The following is a 17,379-nucleotide window of genomic DNA, read 5'->3' as shown; positions in this document are numbered from 1 at the left end:
TGGAATGGACGCGGGGAATTCCGAAATGGAGCCGGAGACCGGGGGCTGGCTGCTTGAGAGCGAGCCTCTGCTGCGCGCGCTGGAATTCGGTGAGGCCGGTGCGTGGCGCTGGCGTATCGACACCGACATGCTGTTCTGGAGCCCAAATCTGTGCGGACTGCACGGCATGCCGCGATCCGAGTTCGACGGGTCGCTGTCGGCCTTCCAGATGGACGTTCACCCCGACGATACCCAAACGGTCTGGAATGCGATCCAGGAGACGTTGAAGACCGGCCAGCCCTACCGCGCCGTCTACCGCTCGACCCGATCGACCGCCGGAAAAGCGGTTTATCTCGAAGCGCGCGGCGGTATCGTCGAGGACGGCGCCCGCCGCTACCTCACCGGTGTTTGCATCGACGTCAGCGACCGGATCCGGTTCGAGCGCGCCCTTGCCGTGCGCCAGCAACAGGCCGAAGCCGTCGCGTCCTTCGGGTCCTTCGCCCTGTCATGCGCGCGGTTTCAGGACACGCTGGACGAGGCGGTCCGCGTGGCCGCGAGGATTTTCAATGCCCCCCTCACCAAAATCCTCGCCTTCGGCGATCTGGCCGACCGTCTCGAACTGCTCTCCGGTATCGGCTGGCAGGACGGTCTCGTCGGGAGGGGCAGGGTCGGCATCGATGCCGAAAGCCAGGCCGGTTTTACCCTGAACAGCGAAACGCCAGTGATCGTCCGCGACCTCGAAACCGAGACCCGTTTCAGCGGGCCCCCGCTCCTGCGCGAGCATGGCGTACGCAGCGGCATGTCCGTGATCATTCCGGGAAGCAGCGACCGGCCCTTCGGCGTGTTCGGCGTCCACACGACGGACATCCGCGGCTTCACCACCCAGGACGCCGAAACGCTGCTGTCACTCGCCAACATCGTCGCGGGCGCGGCGCGGCAGGAACGGGCTCTGCAATACCGCCAGCTTCTCCTGCGCGAAGCCAGCCACCGTGCCGGAAACATGCTCCAGATCGTCGGGTCGATCGCCTCGCAAACCTTTCAGGATCAGGCCCCGCCCCATCTTCAGTCCGCCTTTCAGGCCCGCCTGATGGCACTTGCGCGCGCGAACCGCGTGATCGTCAACGATGGCTGGACAGTGACCCGCCTGCGTGACCTGATCGGTGAAGTGCTGGAACCCTTCGCCGGACAGCTGGAGACCGAGGGACGGGACACGGTCCTGCCCCCCGAACTGTCATTCGATCTCGGCCTGGTTCTCCACGAGCTCGCGACGAACTCGGCCAAATACGGCGCGCTCGGCAACTCCGGGGCGCGGGTCCATCTGTCCTGGACGGTGAACTCGAACGATGGCGTTCGCGCTCTGCGTATCGTCTGGACAGACCCGTTCACGCGAGAACACGCCAGCCATTCGGGAAGCGGGTTCGGAACGCAGCTGATGCGCGATCTCGTCGAGATCAAGTGGGATGGCCGGTTCGAACAATCCAGCGCCAGCGGCGAATTCCGCGCCGCGATCGAGATTCCGCTGAATGGAAACCACCCTTCGCCGTAAGACTAGACACCCGAAAACAAAACGGGCGGCCCATCGGACCGCCCGTTCCATTTCCGGCAAAGCCGAAAGTTTGATTAGCGCTTCGAGAACTGGAAGCTGCGGCGCGCCTTGGCCCGGCCGTACTTTTTCCGCTCGACCACGCGGCTGTCGCGGGTCAGGAAGCCGCGCGCCTTGAGGGGCTTGCGCAGTTCCGGCTCGAAATAGGTCAGCGCCTTGGAGATGCCGTGACGCACCGCGCCGGCCTGGCCCGACAGGCCACCGCCGGTGACCGTGCAGATCACGTCGAACTCGTCGAGACGCTCGGCCACCTCGAACGGCTGGCGGATCATCATCCGCAGCACCGGGCGGGCAAAATAGACTTCCTGGTCACGGCCATTGACGGTGACCTTGCCATTGCCGCGCTTGATCCAGACGCGCGCGATGGCGTTCTTGCGCTTGCCGGTCGCATAGGCGCGGCCGTGCTCGTCGATCTTCGGCTCGGGAAGCGCTTCTTCGGCGACCGCGGCGGAAACCGGGGCGTCGGACTTCTTCAGCGCGTCCTTCAGGTCCTCGAGGGAACGGGTTTGCTCAGCCATGATCAGCTCCGCGCATTCTTGGTGTTGAGCGCCTTGAAGTCGATCGCTTCGGGCTTCTGCGCTTCATGGGGGTGATCCGAGCCGGCATAGACGCGCAGCTTGGAGAATTGACCACGCGCCAGCGGGCTGTCTTTCGGCAGCATGCGCTTCACGGCGAGTTCGACGACGCGCTCCGGGTGCTTCCCGCCCAGGATCTTCTCCGGGGAGGTTTCCTTGATACCGCCCGGGTGACCCGTGTGACGGTAGTAGCGCTTGTCGCCCATCTTGCGGCCGGTGAAGCGGACCTTGTCGGCATTGATGACGATGACGTGGTCGCCCAGATCGACGTGCGGCGTGTAGTCCGGGCGGTGCTTGCCGCGCAGGCGCGTGGCAATGAACGCCGCCAGACGGCCGACGACGGCGTCTTGCGCGTCGACGACGATCCAGTTGTTCACCACGTCCGCGGGCTTGGCGGAATAGGTCTTCATGACGTGTCTCTTGTGCTTGGAGAGGGCGGCCCCTCTCTGCGGAAGCGCGCCATCTAGACGCAGTTCGCACTTCGGTCAACACCGGTCTGAAAACAAACGCAGTCACATGGGGTTAGCTATGCGGTATATATTTACCGCATACACGAAATTTCCGTGAAGGCCTCCCCATTTGCCCGGTTTTGTCCTAACTCCGCAAGCACGAGAGAGGACACCGAAGATGAAGCTGTCGCGCCGTAATTTCCTGCGGACTTCCGCCGCCACGACCACCGCCTTTGCCGGCCTTCTGGCCCTGTCGGGATGCAGCCGCCGCGAACCGCTCGAAGGCGTCGGCGCGGAACTCGAAGGTTTCGGCCCGCTCTATCGCGACCCGGACGGCCTGCTCGATCTGCCGCGCGGCTTCTCCTACCAGGTGATCTCCACCGAGGGAGAGGAGATGTCCGACGGCCTCCTCACCCCCGGCGATTTCGACGGCATGGCGGCGTTCGAACGCGAGGACGGCCGGATCGCCCTCATCCGCAATCACGAGCTGCGCTTTACCCAGCAGGACCGCTCGCCCTTCGGCCCGGACAATGCGCGCTTGGACGGCGTCGATACGGGCAAGCTTTACGACGTCGCGCCGGACGGCACACCGCACCATGGCGGCACGACAACGTTGATCCTCGATCCCGAAACGCTGGAGATCGAACGCCAATTCCTCTCGCTCGGCGGCACCTATGACAATTGCGCCGGCGGCCCGACCCCGTGGGGCACGTGGCTGACCTGCGAGGAAACCACGGTCCGCGCCGGGGAAACCGCCCGCCGCGACCATGGCTATGTGTTCGAAGTGCCCGCCGATGCCGACGAACTGGTCGCGGCGATCCCGCTGCGCGGGCTCGGGCGCTTCCGGCACGAAGCCGCGGCGGTCGATCCGGAATCCGGCATCGTCTATCTGACCGAGGACGAATACGACAACGCCCTCTTCTACCGCTTCATCCCGGATGTGCCGGGCCAGCTCTGGCGCGGCGGCCGTCTGCAGGCGCTCGCCATTCGCGGTCGCCCCGGCTTCGACACGCGCAACTGGTCGGCGCAGGATTTCACGCCAGGCGAATGGCTCGAGACCGAGTGGATCGACCTTGTCGGCATCGACAATCCGGACGATGACATCGCCTTGCGGCACATCGCGCGCGGCGCGGCGCAATTCACCCGCGGCGAAGGCTGCTGGTTCGGCCAGGGCGAAGTCTACTTCACCTGCACGGATGGCGGCGCACTGCGTTCCGGGCAGATCTTCCGCTACGTCCATGACGAGAATGGCGGGCGCATCCAGCTCTTCGTGGAAAGCACCGACACCAGCCTTCTGGAATATTGCGACAACATCACCATCGCCCCCTGGGGCGACCTGATCGTCGCAGAGGACGGCCCGTCCGAGCAGTACATTCGCGGCGTGACGCCGGAAGGACGCATCTATACGATTGCGCGCAATGCCTTCGCGGTCCCGTCCGATGAAGGCGACGAGGTCAGCTACAGCGAGTTTTGCGGTCCATGCTTTTCTCCCGACGGTTCGGTGCTTTTCCTGAACGTGCAATCCAGTCCTTCGAGAACTTTCGCCATCCGCGGGCCCTGGCAGCGGCGCTCCTCGGAGCCGCGCTCGGCCTGACGGCCTGCGACCCGGGCGAAACGGGCGACGAACCCGAACAGGATATCAACGCGGTAGACGTGACGGTCACCGCGGCGATGGATGCAGTGAACGGCGGTTCGGGTGCCGTGGCCTTCGTGCCGAACGCCGAAACGCCCTGGGCCGGTCTGATCGTTGCCGCCCCGCTGGATGGCGGGCTCGACATCTTCAATGTCGACGGGGAAGCGCTGGAGCGCGTCACCGGTCCGCGCCTGAACTCGCTGGCGGTCTCTCCCGGCTTCGCCCTGCGCGGCGAAAGCTTGCCGCTGATCGTCGGCGTCGATGGGTCGTCGGGCACGGTGCGCGGCTATGTGCTCGTGCGTTCCGAACCGACGGCGATCGAAGCCCCGCTCGCCCCGATCGAGCCGGAAGGCGGCGCATCTGCCGTCTGCTTCATCGACGAAGCTCCGGGTCATCTCGATATCGCCGTGCTCGGCCGCGAAGCGCGCGTCACGACCTGGCGCATCCGTGACACCGGCGGCGATCTGATCGGTGCGGAACAGACCGGCAGCTATGCCCTGCCCGCGCCTGCACGCACCTGTGCCAGCTTCCAGGACGAGCTTTACGTGGCGGGTCCGACCCTGTCGGTGACCCGGATCAATGCATCCGGCGCGGTCGAGGCACGCGGCGCGCCAAGCGCGCAGAGCCTGTCGGCCGGCATCCTGCTCGGGCGCCCCGTCGTGATTGCGACGGGCGGCACCACCGGCGGTCTCGCCCTCCTTGATGGCCGCGACCTGTCCGTCCTGCAGAATCTTCAGATCGTCGACGGCATGTCCACTCCAGGCGTCGAGGATCCGGCCTTTGTCGCGATGACCACCGAATCCTACGGCGGTACCGCCTACCAGTCGGGCATTGTCGCAGTGGTCGACGGCACGGACGATCGCATCCGCTTCATTGCGCGGGAGACCTTTGCCCGCGCCCTGTCGCCGAACGCCGGACCCGACAGCCTTGGCGGCTAGACCGCGCGCCGCGCACTCCACGCCGCGCTTCCCGCGAGCAGGAACAGGACGACTGCGCCGAACTGGTGGATGAGCGACAGCGAGAGTGGCGCAGCGTGGACCAGCGTCACGATGCCGAGCGCGATCTGGATCACGACCATCGCCGCTATGCCGTGCGACAGGCCTTTCAGCTTCCGGTCACCGGTCTTCCAGAACAGGAAGGCCGCAACGAAAGCGAATACACCAACGAAATAGCCCATCCAGCGATGATGGAACTGAACCGCGGCGTGGCTCTCGAAGATCGCCTGATACCAGGGCAGACCGGCCAGATAGCCATCCGGGATGATCCGCCCTTCCATGCCCGGCCATGTCGTGTAGATCCGTCCGGCATCGAGCCCCGCCACGAAGGCGCCAAGCGCGATCTGAACCATCACCGCCCCCCAGAAGACGAGTGCCAGCGGCGTCAGCCGCCCGGCCTTGCCGGACGCGGTTCCGAACCGCGCCGACAGGGCGAGCCAGAGTGTCACCCCGAGGATCACGAAGGCCAGTGAGAGGTGCGCGGCCAGCCGGTACTGGCTGACGTCAACCCGGTCGACGAGACCGCTCGCGACCATCCACCAGCCTACAAAGCCCTGAAGGCCGCCAAGCGCAAGCAGGCCAACCAGCTTCGGCTTCATGCCGGCGGGGATCATGCCCCGCACCCAGAAGAAGATCAGCGGCACGGCGAAGACGAGGCCGATCGCGCGGCCGAGGAAGCGGTGCCCCCATTCCCACCAGTAGATGAATTCGAATTCGCCGAGCGTCATGCCGGCGTTCTGGAGCTGGTATTCCGAGCTCGACCGGTATTTCTCGAACTCCTCGAGCCACCCCTCATGCGTCAGCGGCGGCACAACACCGGTGACGGGCCGCCATTCAGTAATGGACAGGCCGCTATCGGTCAGGCGCGTCGCCCCGCCGACAAGGATCATCGCGATGACCATGATCGCGACCACGATCAGCCAGTTCGACACGGCCTTGCTGGTTTCCGGGGCGGTTGTCATGCGTCTGTCCTCTGCGCCTTCGAGGCGGACTTACCCCACGCACCCCGGAAAGCAAGACGCCCGCGCCGATGCGCCGCACCGCCTTCCCCCTCTCGCCAAGCGCGCCGAGTGCGCTAATGTTTCGAACAAAGAGTTTGTTCGGGGAGAGACATGAGCAATCTGGAATCCTTCCGCAAGGAAACCCGCGACTGGCTGGAGGCGAACTGCCCCGCCAGCATGCGCCAGCCCATGAAGGACGAGAAAGACGTCTGCTGGGGCGGCAAGAAGTTCGAATTCGCCAATGACGACCAGAAACTCTGGCTGGACCGCATGGCCGCGAAGGGCTGGACCGCGCCGCAATGGCCGGTCGAATACGGCGGCGGCGGGCTGTCGAGCGAGGAAGCCCAGATCCTCAAGGAAGAGATGAAGGCGATCAATGCGCGCGATCCCCTCACCTCCTTCGGCATCTGGATGCTCGGACCGGCGCTTCTGAAATACGGTTCCGAGGAACAGAAACGGCACTACCTGCCGCAGATCACCCGCGGCGAGATCCGCTGGTGCCAGGGCTATTCCGAACCGGGCGCTGGCTCCGACCTCGCCTCGCTGCGCACCAAGGGCGTCGACAAGGGCGACCACTACGAAGTGACCGGCCAGAAGGTCTGGACCAGCTATGCCGACAAGGCTGACTGGATCTTCGCCCTCGTCCGCACCGAACCGGACAAGCCGAAGCATGAGGGCATTTCCTTCCTGCTCATCGACATGGACTCGGACGGCGTCACGACCAAGCCGATCAAGCTGATCTCCGGCAAATCGCCCTTCTGCGAGACCTTCTTCGACGAGGTGAAAGTCCCGAAGGCGAACCTCATCGGCACCGCCGGCAAGGGCTGGGACATCGCCAAGTATCTGCTGTCGCACGAGCGCACGAATATCGTCGGCGCTGGTGGCATGTCGGGCGGGCTCAACCCCGTCGGGGCAGCGCACAAGTCCGGCGAAGTGGACGAGAAGGGCCGCATTGCCGACCCGATGCTGCGCGCGGACGTCGCGCGTCTGACCATCGACGCGCTGGCGTTTGAAGCCACCATGCGCCGCGTGAAGGACGAAAGCGATGCCGGCCAGGGCGTGGGCGCCCGTGCGTCGATGCTGAAATATATCGGCACCGAGCTGAACAAGCGGCGGCACGAGCTGAACCTGTCGGCGATGGGCGCGGACGGCCTGCTCTGGGAAGGACCGGACCCGTCCGACGGCGGCCCGGCCCGCGACTGGCTGCGCTCGCGCGCCAACTCGATCGAAGGCGGCACGTCCGAAATCCAGCTGAACATCCTCGCCAAGCGCGTCCTCAACCTGCCGGGCGCCTGAGCGGCCGCATCAAGACACGGAATTGATCCATGAGCTTCGTACTCACCGAAGAAGAACAGATGCTGCGGGACTCCGCGAAGGATTTCCTCGCCGCCAAGTCGCCCGTCTCCGAGCTTCGCCGCCTGCGCGACGAAGGCTGCAAGGACGGATTCCGGCATGCGGTATGGCGCGGCATGGCCGAAATGGGCTGGAACGGCATCGTCATCGAGGAAGACTTCGGCGGTGTCGACATGGGCTTCACCGCCGCAGGCGTGCTGCTGCGTGAAATGGGCCGCACCCTGGCGGCCACGCCCTTCATCCCGTCGGCCATCCTGTCGGCGACGCTGCTGCGTCTCGCCGGATCGGATGCGCAGAAGGGGGAACACCTGCCGAAGATCGCCGGCGGTGAAGCGGTCTACGCCTTCGCCTTTGACGAAAAGGCCCGCCACGATCCCGGCACGATCGACACACGCGCGACCAAGGATGGCAACGGCTTCCGCCTCAATGGCTCGAAGCGCTTCGTCGCCTGTGGCAATGGGGCCGACATGCTGATCGTCGCCGCGCGCCTCGAAGATGACAGCCTCGGCTTCTTCCTCGTCGACCCGAAGGCGGACGGCGTCACGAAAACGATGCGCCGCACGGTCGACAGCCATGTCCCGGCCGACATCGACTTCAAGGATGTGAAGCTCGACGGCGACGCCATGCTTTCGGGAGGTGCGGATGGTCAGGCGACCTTCGAACACGTGCTCGATGTCGGCCGCGCCTGCCTTGCGGCCGAACAACTCGGCACGGCGGAGGAAGCCTTTGACCGCACCCTTTCCTACCTGAAGGACCGCACCCAGTTCGGCCAGCCGATCGGCAGCTTCCAGGGCCTGCAGCACCGCGCCGCGCACATGCTGGGTGAGATCGAACTGGCGCACTCCCTCGTGATGAAGGCGCTGCGCACGCTCGACGAGAACCCGTCCCAGGCTCCGCTCTGGATCGCTGCGGCCAAGGCCAAGGCGACCGAAGTCTCGCGCCACGTCACCGGCGAAGCCATCCAGATGCATGGCGGCATCGGCATGACCGACGAGCACGAGATCGGCTTCTTCTTCAAGCGCTCCCGCGCCGCCGGCGAATTCATGGGCGACGACCGGTTCCACGCCGAAAAGGTCGCGGCCACGAGCGGATATTGATCGCTGCAGAACCGTGATAGGGTTCCGCCGTTCAGTCCCTGGGGGGCAGCATGAACCGGCGGAACCTTCTCACGGCGCTTGGCGGAACGGCGCTGACACTGACCCTGTCCGCCGGGGCGCGGGCCCGTACCACCTCGGCTCCGGTCAGCATGGTGTTTGCCGGCAGTTCGTCCGTCGGCAAGACCGCCCTGCTGATCTCCTACACGACCAACGTCTTTCCCGGCGAATACGTCCCGAGCGTGTTCGACAATTACCAGGCCAATGTCCGGCGCGCGGACGGCATTCAGGAAATGCAGCTCAGGGACACGCCGGGTTCGTCTGAATATGCCCGGTTGCGCCCGCTCAGCTATGCCGGCAGCGATGTTGCCGGACTGTGTTTCGCTGTGAACAGCCGGCGGAGCTTCGAAGACGTCTCGACGGTCTGGGTTCCGGAAATCCGCACAACGCTTCCCGATGCTCCGATCATCCTGATCGGCCTGAAGACCGACCTGCGCACGAACACGTACGCCGCACTGTCCGATCCGGTCTCGACCGCCGAAGGCGAAGCCCTCGCCTCCGCCATCGGCGCGGCGGCGTACTGCGAGAATTCGGCGCTGACGGCAGTCGGTCTTCCGGGCACGTTCGACACGATGCTGGATGCCGCGCTGGCCACACGCACGGTCCCCGGCCGCCGCAGCCCGATGGTCGGCGGCATGCGGCCCATACGGCCCGAACCCAGGACGCTGCCGCCGCGGCCCCGCGGCGGTAACTAGTCTCCGCCGAAAATTCGCGCCGCGAGCGAATTTCGCCCATGAATCGCCCGATTTGAACGGCCCCATCCCAGCATGGACAGGACGATTCAGGCGGAGATTCCCTCCCATTCGGCGGTAGCACAGCGTGACCCCCACGGGGCCGGCGGGGCACTTGCCCGTGCCGCGCTGATCCTGGCCGCGATCACGCTCCCGCTCGGCATCTGGCTGCCCATGCTGGAAGCACAGCGGCTCGTCTTTTTCCGCGAAGCCTATTCCCTGTTCGACGTGGCGCAGTCCCTCGTCGATGGCCGCAGCTACCTCCTTGCCGCAACGGTCATCGTCTTCTCGATGATCTTCCCGGTCGCGAAACTGTTCGCGTTGACCTGGCTCCATGCCGCACCGGCGCGTCTCGTTTCGCACCGAGCGGTTTACTGGATCGAGATGCTGGGCAAGTGGACGATGATGGACGTGCTGATCGCCGCCCTCTTTGTCTTCACGATCGGACGCGGCGGGCTTTCGAGCCTCGGCGAACAGCCGGGCATCTGGTTCTTCACCTTCGCCGCGCTCATGCTGATGCTGGCATCCGGCCGCATCGCAGCCGCGCACCGAAAACTCGCGATTGAAGGGTAAATGGTCGGAGCGGCGGGATTCGAACCCACGACCCCTTGTCCCCCAGACAAGTGCGCTACCGGGCTGCGCTACGCTCCGACATTTCCGGCGCGACCGCGCCGTTGGGGAAGCCGCTTATAGGGGCGCTCGCCGACGCCCGCAACCATGCTTGACGGCACCTAGCCAGCCGCGCGGCTGGCGGCGATTGCAGCGTCGAGTTTCGCCTTGGCGGCTTCAAGCCGCGCAATCATGTCCGGGCCACGATCCCCCGTCGCAGCGGCGGCTTCGCGGCGCTGGACATATTGCTCGGCAATCGGCTTCGGGACGGGGCGCTGGACGCCCTCTTCGCCGCGCGCCGTGGCCGAGGCGGCGCCGTTCTCGCGCAGGAATTTCTGCGCCCCCTTGATCGTGTAGCCGTCTTCGTAGAGCAGCGCTTTGAGCCCGCGCAGCAGCGCGATGTCGCCGGGGCGGTAGAAGCGCCGGCCGCCAGCGCGCTTGACCGGGCGCAATTGCGGAAACTTGCCTTCCCAGAAACGAAGGACGTGTGCGGGCAGATCGAGTTCCTCGGCCGCCTCGCTGATCGTGCGATAGGCGTCCGGACCCTTGTCCGTGATCATACGCTCAGCTCTTCTTCGACAACGCCTTGTCGATCTGGTCCTTCAGGACTTGCGACGGCTTGAACACCAGCACCCGGCGCGGATCGATCGGAACTTCCTCGCCCGTCTTCGGATTGCGGCCCACCCGGCCGGTCTTGTCGCGCAACTGGAACGACCCGAAGGACGAGAGTTTGACCGAGTCGCCCCCGGCCAGCGTATCTGAAAGAGTCTGGAAAACGGCCTGGACCATGTCCGCCGATTCCTGCCGGGTCAGCCCGACATCCCGGTGGACAGCTTCGGCAAGATCGGCTCGCGTCAGGGTTTTACCCGCCATATCATTCCCCCGGCAGAAGAAGGCAGGCTAGCGCTCGCTGCCCGCACTCGTCAACGCACCATGCGGTCAAGATCAGTATCTTACAAGGGCCGAACCCCATGTAAGCCCGCCTCCGAGGGCCTCCAGAAGGCAGAGGTGACCGCGCCGGATGCGCCCATCCTTCACCGCAACATCAAACGCCAGAGGCACGGATGCGGCGGAAGTATTCCCGTGTTCGGCCACCGTGGAGACAACTTTTCCCGGAGCGATCCCGAGTCTCTTGGCCACGGCCTCCAGAATGCGTTGATTGGCCTGGTGCGGCACGAACCAGTCGACATCGTCGCCGGTAAAACCGTGCTTCGCCATAAGTGTCGTCATGGCTTCGGAAATGTTGACGACAGCATGCTTGAAGACGGCGTTGCCCTGCATGATGAGATGACCGGAACTCTGCGTCGCCGACGGGCCACCCGACGTGTGCAGCAAGTCCTTCAGCCGGCCGTCGCTGCGCAGATAACAGCCCAGTACACCCTCTCCCGAGCCACCTTCGCACGCTTCGAGCACCCAGGCTCCGGCCCCGTCGCCGAACAACACGCAGGTCGCGCGGTCATCCCAGTTGAGGATGCGCGACATCGTCTCCGCGCCGATCAGCAAGGCACGCTTGTACTGACCGGTGCGCAGGAGCGCGTCGGTGACCGAGAGCGCATAGACGAAGCCGGAACATACGGCCTGAATATCAAAGGCCGCGCCCTGCTCCATCCCGAGCCGGGCCTGGATCAGCGTCGCCGTCGAGGGGAACACCAGATCGGGCGTGGTTGTCGCGACGACAACGAGATCGATATCCGCCGGCGTCAGCCCGGCATCGTCGAGGGCGCGGCGCGCCGCCGCTTCCCCGAGGGAGGCGGTGGTCTCACCCTCGGACGCGATATGACGCTGCCTTATCCCCGTCCGCTCACGGATCCAGGCATCGCTCGTGTCGACGCGTTCGGCCAGTTCGTCATTGGTGAGCACCCGGCCGGGCAGGAAACTGCCCGACCCGGCAATGCGGGTGACGACTTCGGTCACGATTGAGGCTCTGCCTCCATTTCGGCGGCTTCGGTGCGCGCCAGGCGCGCCAGATTTTTTTCGATCTCGCTGGTAAAGGTCGAGGGCGCGAGGTCCAGCCCCGTGCACAGTGCCGTCGCGAACCCGACCTCGTCGGCGCCGCCATGACTCTTAACCACCATGCCATTGAGGCCCAGGAGGACGCCGGCATTGATCTTCCGCGGATCCATCCGGTCGCGCAGCAGATCGAGCGCTCCGACAGCATTCATGTAGGCCGCGCCCAGCTTGGCCAGCATCGAACTGGTGAAGGATTCCCGCATCCAGGCCGCGACGAGCTTTGCCGTGCCTTCAGCCGTCTTGAGGGCGATATTGCCACTGAATCCGTCGGTTACGACGACATCGGTGCGGCCGAGCGAGATATCGTCGCCTTCGACGAAACCCTGATAGTTGAGATCGAGATTGGCGGCGCGCACCAGCCGGTCGGCCTCGCGCACGGTATCATTTCCCTTGAGCTCTTCCTGGCCGACATTGAGGAGACCCACCGTCGGTTCGGTCGAACCGTGGACGGCGCGGTGAAAGGCCTCTCCCATGATTGCGAACTCGACGAGCTGCGCGGGTCCGCATTCCACGTTCGCGCCGACGTCGAGCACGACGGTATGTCCGCGCACCGTCGGCCAGCTGGCCGCGATCGCCGGGCGATGCACGCCCTTCTTCATCCGCAGGACAACTTTGGAGATTGCCATCAGCGCGCCGGTATTGCCGCAGGAGACGGCGATGCTCGCCTCGCCGTCGCGCACCGCCATGATGGCATTCCACATCGATGAACCGCGCGCCCGGCGGACCGCCTCGCTCGGCTTGTCGGTCATGCGCACGACACTGTCGGTGTGGCGGATCTCGATCGCGGCACGGGCGCGGTCGCTCACTTTGTCCAGGAAGGGTTTCAGCTGCGCCTCGTCGCCATGCACGAGGAAGCGGGCGTTAACGCCCGGACGCTTCTTCAGCGCGATGTCGACGGCTTCGATGGCAATACCCGGCCCATGATCGCCGCCCATGGCATCCACGGATACGATTAGAGGCTGGCTCATAGGGAAGGTCCGGCTGTTGACGGTGTGGCGAGGCATCGGCCCCGGCGTCGCGCGGACCTTAGCCGAAGAGAGACCGGATTCAAGCGCCCGCCCGCACCGGAACGGCAGCGAACTGGGGACGTCCTCCAAACATCAATGTCTCGCCGTCCTGACCCGCCAATGAGGCCTGCACGGCGATGGCATAGTCCGACAGCGGCCGGGCCTCGGCCTCGCTGACATCCTCGCCCAGCAGATTGCGCGCGAAGGCCGCGTCCAGCTGGCGCGGGTCGCCGGCGCTCAGCCCGTCATCATAGGCCTTCATGCGGCCGTAGAAGGCTTCGCCCATCGCCTTGATCTTCTTGCCGACGCTCATGTCGCCGACCGCCATCTCGCGCAAGGCCGAATCAAGCTCGCGGAACATGGCGTCGAACACGTCCTGCGCCACGGCCTTGCCGGTCTCGCCCTCCGCATTGAGCCGGCGGATCAGCAGGCCGGCATGCAGCGTGATCAGTTCGAACCGGCCGTCGAGCGTGTCGGGAACACCGAAGTCGGTATAGAAAGCGGGCGTTCTCGCCTGTTCGACACAGGCCCAATACAGCGCCTCGGCGCGTTCCTTCTGGGCCTTCCGGCGTTTCAGTGAGCCGAACATGCAGCCCCCTCTCCTCAATCGCGGGACTTGAAGCTAAGGTCGCGCCCGGCTAGGTCAACGCGCGGACACACCGCGTGCCCCGAAGACAGGACAAGTTCGTATGACCCGTACCCGTTTTGCCGCCGCGATCGCCTTGTGTGCCGCCGGTCTCGCCGCCTGCACGCCGACGCTTCGCAACCATGGCTATGCCTATGTGAATGGCGAAACGCCGGTCATCACGCCCGGTCAGGACACCCAGTCGAGCCTGTTGTCGCGTCTCGGCAACCCGTCCACCGTCGGCGTCTTCGAGGACGACACCTGGTATTACATCTCCACCACGCGCGAGACGCTGGCCTATCAGCTGCCGCAAACGCGCGAGCGCCGTATCCTGGCCGTCGAGTTCGATGATGCCGGCATGGTGACGGCGGTCGAGGAATACGGTCTGGACGATGGCCGCCGGGTCAATCTGGTACGCCGCGAAACCCCGACCCGCGGCCGCGAGCTGACCTTCCTGGAACAGGTCCTCGGCAATATCGGCCGTCTGCCGGCCGGCTCCTTCACGGGCGAAGAGAACCTGCCGGGCGGCGCTGGCGGTCCCCGCCGCGACGACTAGTCGAAGCGTTTCTTTCAGGATGATCAGGCCCCGGCATGGTCCCGGGGCCTTTTCTTTTTGCGCATCCGATGACGCCAACAAAAAAGCCCCGGCGCAAGGCCGGGGCTTTCTCGTTTCGGCTGGACGCCGGATCAGGCGAAATTGGCCAGAACCGCCAGCATGAGCAGGGCCACGATATTCGTGATCTTGATCATCGGGTTCACCGCCGGGCCGGCCGTATCCTTGTAGGGATCGCCGACCGTATCACCGGTCACCGCCGCCTTGTGGGCATCGGAACCCTTCTCGTGAAGGACGCCGTCGGAGTCGGTGAAACCGTCCTCGATCGCCTTCTTGGCATTGTCCCAGGCACCGCCGCCCGACGTCATCGAGATGGCGACGAACAGGCCGGTGACGATCACGCCGAGCAGCATCGCGCCGACGGCCGACAGGGCCGGGCCGACGCCAGCGATCAGCATGATCACGACGAACAGCACGATCGGCGACAGCACCGGCAACAGCGACGGAACGATCATTTCCCGGATCGCTGCCTTGGTCAGCAGGTCCACCGCCTTGCCGTAGTCAGGCTTGGCCGTGAAATCCATGATGCCCGGGATTTCGCGGAACTGACGGCGCACCTCGACCACGACCGACTGGGCCGCGCGGCCCACCGCCATCATCGACATGCCGCCGAACAGAAAGGGCAGAAGACCGCCGAACAGAAGGCCGACGACGACATACGGGTTGGACAGCGAGAAGTTCACGACATTCGCCGCGACTTCCGTGCCGCCATAGGTCAGGCCGGAGAAGAAGCTTCCGGCGGCCGCCGTGTCGATGAAGTGCTCGATATCGGCCGTATAGGCTGCGAACAGCACCAGCGCGCCGAGGCCCGCCGAACCGATGGCATAGCCCTTGGTGACGGCCTTCGTGGTGTTGCCCACCGCGTCGAGCGCGTCGGTCGTGTTCCGGACCTCTTCCGGCAGACCCGCCATTTCGGCGATGCCGCCGGCATTGTCGGTGACCGGACCAAAGGCGTCGAGCGCGACGACCATGCCCGCCAGCGCCAGCATCGTCGTCACCGCGATGGCGATGCCGAACAGGCCTGCCAGCACATAGGTGGTGATGATGCCCGCGATGATCACGAGCGCCGGCAGCGCGGTCGCTTCGAGCGACACGGCCAGACCCTGGATCACGTTCGTGCCGTGACCGGAGACAGAGGCCTGGGCCACCGAACGGACCGGACGCGCGCTGACGCCGGTATAGTATTCGGTGATCCAGATGATCAGGCCGGTGACGACCAGACCGATCACGCCGCACAGGAAGAGTTCCATGCCGGTGATTTCGAGACCGGCACCGGTCGTGAACACGGTGTCGAAGCCGACCGTCTGATAGATCAGCCCGCCGATCGCGAACAGCGACAGCACCGCCGAGACCACGAAGCCCTTGTAGAGGGCATTCATGATGTTGTTCGACTTGCCGAGCTTCACGAAGAAGGTGCCGATGATCGAGGTCACGATGCAGACCCCGCCGATCGCCAGCGGCAGCAGCATCATCGCCGTCGCCTCACCACCGGTGAAGAAGATCGAGGCCAGCACCATCGTCGCGACGATGGTCACGGCATAGGTTTCGAACAGGTCGGCCGCCATGCCGGCGCAGTCGCCGACATTGTCGCCGACATTGTCCGCGATGGTCGCGGCATTGCGGGGATCGTCTTCCGGGATGCCGGCTTCCACCTTGCCGACCATGTCGCCGCCGACATCCGCACCCTTGGTGAAGATGCCGCCGCCGAGACGGGCGAAGATGGAGATCAGCGAGGCACCGAAGCCGAGGGCGACGAGCGCGTCGATCACCGTGCGCTCGGTCGGAACCGGCAGCACATTGGTCAGGAGATAGTAGTAGACCGCGACGCCCAGAAGCGCGAGACCGGCCACGAGCATGCCCGTGACGGCACCGGACCGGAACGCCATCGACAGGCCGCCGGCCAGCGACTTCGAGGCCGCCTCGGTCGTGCGGACATTGGCGCGCACTGAGATCAGCATGCCGATGAAGCCGGCCGCGCCGGACAGCACCGCACCGATCAGGAAGCCGAGTGCCACCTGCCAGCCCAGAAGCAGGAAGACGATGACGAAGATCACGGCACCCACGATGCCGATCGTCATGTACTGGCGCTTCAGATAGGCGTTGGCGCCTTCCTGGATCGCCGCGGCGATCTCTTTCATCTTGTCGTTGCCGGCGCTCGCCGACAGGATCGCGCGGCTCTGCCAGATGCCGTAAACAACGGCCAGCAGTCCGGCGACGATTACCAGAATGAGTGTCATGTCCTGAGCTATGCTCCCCGCTCGTTCTTCAGGAATGAGAGAGGGCACCTCCCCGGTCCTGCACCGACATGTGAATCAGTGCACCCCCTCCCAAAGAGGGCCGGAATATGGCCGAAGGCCTTGGAGCACGCAACAAAAGGCGTGGCGGGCCGCTCGGGGAATGTCAGTTGCGGGAATTTCTACCGCCCGATACGGCGGATGTCCGGCACTTCGAAGCTCAGCGTGTCGACCACGCCCTCGCCGAATTCTTCCGCCAGCGCCTCGCGCCAGACTTCTTCGGCGCGAACCGGATCGATATTGAGACCGTCGGCGGTCGCGATCGAGTTGCGGTGGCTGGCCCGGATCAGACGGTCGAGCGCGAAATGGGCGTGCTCACGAATGTCCCAATGGTCGAACCCGCTGGCCACGACGAAGCGCAGCGTCACGAAGCCATATCCGGTCAGGTGATTGTCGCGGCTGAGTGGAACGACCAGCGTGGGCAAGGCGATCATGCGCGGATTGTCGTTCGAAACCTCACCGCCATGCCCGCCCGACGGCGCGCCAGGGCCATCGTCGGCAGGAGCGCCATGCCCGTCATCGGCCGGGGCGCCATGACCACCGGAATTGCCCGAACCGGTCGAGATCGTGCCGTCTTCACCGATGGTGAAGCTTGCCTGGATGCGGTTACCCGCGCTCGAGCCCGAACCGGATCCGCCGCCACCGCCTCCCCCGCCGCCGGCCACGGCCGGTGCAGACAGACAAACTGCCGAAGCGAATGCCAATGCAATAACCGAAACGCGCATGAACACCTCCATCCGCGCGCAGC

General features: G+C 65.3%; 18 protein-coding genes and 1 tRNA gene. 8 read left to right on the top strand and 11 right to left on the bottom strand.

From position 1 onward, the window contains the following. The first annotated feature begins 4 nt into the window (after nt 1–4). Nucleotides 5–1,525, top strand: coding sequence for a sensor histidine kinase (locus tag L5876_RS03985; RefSeq protein ID WP_236954811.1), 1,521 nt, complete (start codon nt 5–7; stop codon nt 1,523–1,525). A gap of 74 nt (nt 1,526–1,599) precedes the next feature. Here the strand turns inward: L5876_RS03985 and rpsI are convergent, their stop codons facing one another. Both rpsI and rplM read right to left on the bottom strand, forming a co-directional pair. After that, a complete protein-coding gene (rpsI, locus tag L5876_RS03980; RefSeq protein ID WP_272906832.1) occupies nt 1,600–2,100 on the bottom strand; it encodes a 30S ribosomal protein S9 in 501 nt (166 codons plus the stop codon). A gap of 2 nt (nt 2,101–2,102) precedes the next feature. Then, on the bottom strand, nt 2,103–2,567 hold the full coding sequence (gene rplM / locus L5876_RS03975; RefSeq protein WP_236954810.1) for a 50S ribosomal protein L13: 465 nt from the start codon (nt 2,565–2,567) through the stop codon (nt 2,103–2,105). Nucleotides 2,568–2,784: 217 nt separating this feature from the next. Between rplM and L5876_RS03970 the strand changes: the two genes are divergently transcribed. After that, on the top strand, nt 2,785–4,200 hold the full coding sequence (locus L5876_RS03970) for an alkaline phosphatase PhoX (protein WP_236954809.1): 1,416 nt from the start codon (nt 2,785–2,787) through the stop codon (nt 4,198–4,200). Beyond that, complete coding sequence (locus L5876_RS03965; protein WP_236955039.1) at nt 4,086–5,177, top strand: hypothetical protein; 1,092 nt, start codon at nt 4,086–4,088, stop codon at nt 5,175–5,177. The genes L5876_RS03970 and L5876_RS03965 overlap by 115 nt, the downstream gene beginning before the upstream one ends. Here L5876_RS03965 and L5876_RS03960 read toward each other — a convergent pair. After that, nucleotides 5,174–6,196, bottom strand: a complete 1,023-nt coding sequence (locus L5876_RS03960) for a COX15/CtaA family protein (protein ID WP_236954808.1) — start codon at nt 6,194–6,196, stop codon at nt 5,174–5,176. The two genes, L5876_RS03965 and L5876_RS03960, sit on opposite strands and share 4 nt — an antisense overlap. Nucleotides 6,197–6,346: 150 nt before the next feature. On the opposite strand from L5876_RS03960, the gene L5876_RS03955 reads away from it, so the two are divergent. The 4 genes from L5876_RS03955 (at nt 6,347) to L5876_RS03940 (ending at nt 10,046) form a co-directional block, all read left to right on the top strand. Next, a complete protein-coding gene (locus L5876_RS03955) occupies nt 6,347–7,531 on the top strand; it encodes an acyl-CoA dehydrogenase family protein (RefSeq protein ID WP_236954807.1) in 1,185 nt (394 codons plus the stop codon). 29 nt (nt 7,532–7,560) lie between these two features. Beyond that, entirely contained in the window at nt 7,561–8,685 is a 1,125-nt protein-coding gene (locus L5876_RS03950; protein WP_236954806.1) for an acyl-CoA dehydrogenase family protein, read from the top strand. 50 nt (nt 8,686–8,735) lie between these two features. Further along, nucleotides 8,736–9,437 carry a Rho family protein gene (locus L5876_RS03945; RefSeq protein ID WP_236954805.1) on the top strand — a complete coding sequence of 234 codons (702 nt, stop codon included), beginning with the start codon at nt 8,736–8,738 and terminating at the stop codon, nt 9,435–9,437. Between the two features lie 72 nt (nt 9,438–9,509). Next, on the top strand, nt 9,510–10,046 hold the full coding sequence (locus L5876_RS03940) for a paraquat-inducible protein A (protein ID WP_236954804.1): 537 nt from the start codon (nt 9,510–9,512) through the stop codon (nt 10,044–10,046). A 1-nt stretch (nt 10,047) separates the two neighbouring features. Here L5876_RS03940 and L5876_RS03935 read toward each other — a convergent pair. The 6 genes from L5876_RS03935 to L5876_RS03910 all read right to left on the bottom strand — a co-directional run bounded on the left by L5876_RS03935 (nt 10,048) and on the right by L5876_RS03910 (nt 13,688). After that, a tRNA-Pro gene (locus L5876_RS03935) sits at nt 10,048–10,124 on the bottom strand. Nucleotides 10,125–10,204: 80 nt separating this feature from the next. Beyond that, a complete protein-coding gene (locus tag L5876_RS03930; RefSeq protein WP_039709904.1) occupies nt 10,205–10,642 on the bottom strand; it encodes a MerR family transcriptional regulator in 438 nt (145 codons plus the stop codon). Nucleotides 10,643–10,646: 4 nt separating this feature from the next. Further along, on the bottom strand, nt 10,647–10,955 hold the full coding sequence (locus L5876_RS03925) for an integration host factor subunit alpha (protein ID WP_039709905.1): 309 nt from the start codon (nt 10,953–10,955) through the stop codon (nt 10,647–10,649). 72 nt (nt 10,956–11,027) lie between these two features. After that, on the bottom strand, nt 11,028–11,996 hold the full coding sequence (locus L5876_RS03920) for a beta-ketoacyl-ACP synthase III (RefSeq protein ID WP_236954803.1): 969 nt from the start codon (nt 11,994–11,996) through the stop codon (nt 11,028–11,030). Next, nucleotides 11,993–13,060, bottom strand: a complete 1,068-nt coding sequence (gene plsX, locus L5876_RS03915) for a phosphate acyltransferase PlsX (protein WP_236954802.1) — start codon at nt 13,058–13,060, stop codon at nt 11,993–11,995. The genes L5876_RS03920 and plsX overlap by 4 nt, the downstream gene beginning before the upstream one ends. A 79-nt stretch (nt 13,061–13,139) precedes the next feature. Then, complete coding sequence (locus L5876_RS03910) at nt 13,140–13,688, bottom strand: ubiquinol-cytochrome C chaperone family protein (protein WP_236954801.1); 549 nt, start codon at nt 13,686–13,688, stop codon at nt 13,140–13,142. Nucleotides 13,689–13,788: 100 nt separating this feature from the next. On the opposite strand from L5876_RS03910, the gene L5876_RS03905 reads away from it, so the two are divergent. Further along, entirely contained in the window at nt 13,789–14,280 is a 492-nt protein-coding gene (locus tag L5876_RS03905; RefSeq protein WP_236954800.1) for an outer membrane protein assembly factor BamE, read from the top strand. A gap of 131 nt (nt 14,281–14,411) precedes the next feature. Here the strand turns inward: L5876_RS03905 and L5876_RS03900 are convergent, their stop codons facing one another. After that, a complete protein-coding gene (locus L5876_RS03900) occupies nt 14,412–16,574 on the bottom strand; it encodes a sodium-translocating pyrophosphatase (protein WP_236954799.1) in 2,163 nt (720 codons plus the stop codon). A 179-nt stretch (nt 16,575–16,753) separates the two neighbouring features. After that, on the bottom strand, nt 16,754–17,356 hold the full coding sequence (locus L5876_RS03895; protein ID WP_236954797.1) for a hypothetical protein: 603 nt from the start codon (nt 17,354–17,356) through the stop codon (nt 16,754–16,756). Nucleotides 17,357–17,379: the final 23 nt, after the last annotated feature.

The organism is Hyphobacterium sp. SN044 (assembly GCF_021864465.1).
Taxonomy (GTDB): Bacteria; Pseudomonadota; Alphaproteobacteria; order Caulobacterales; family Maricaulaceae; genus Hyphobacterium.
The sequence above is the reverse complement of the archived record's forward strand: the minus strand, read 5'-3'. Positions and strand labels throughout refer to the sequence as shown.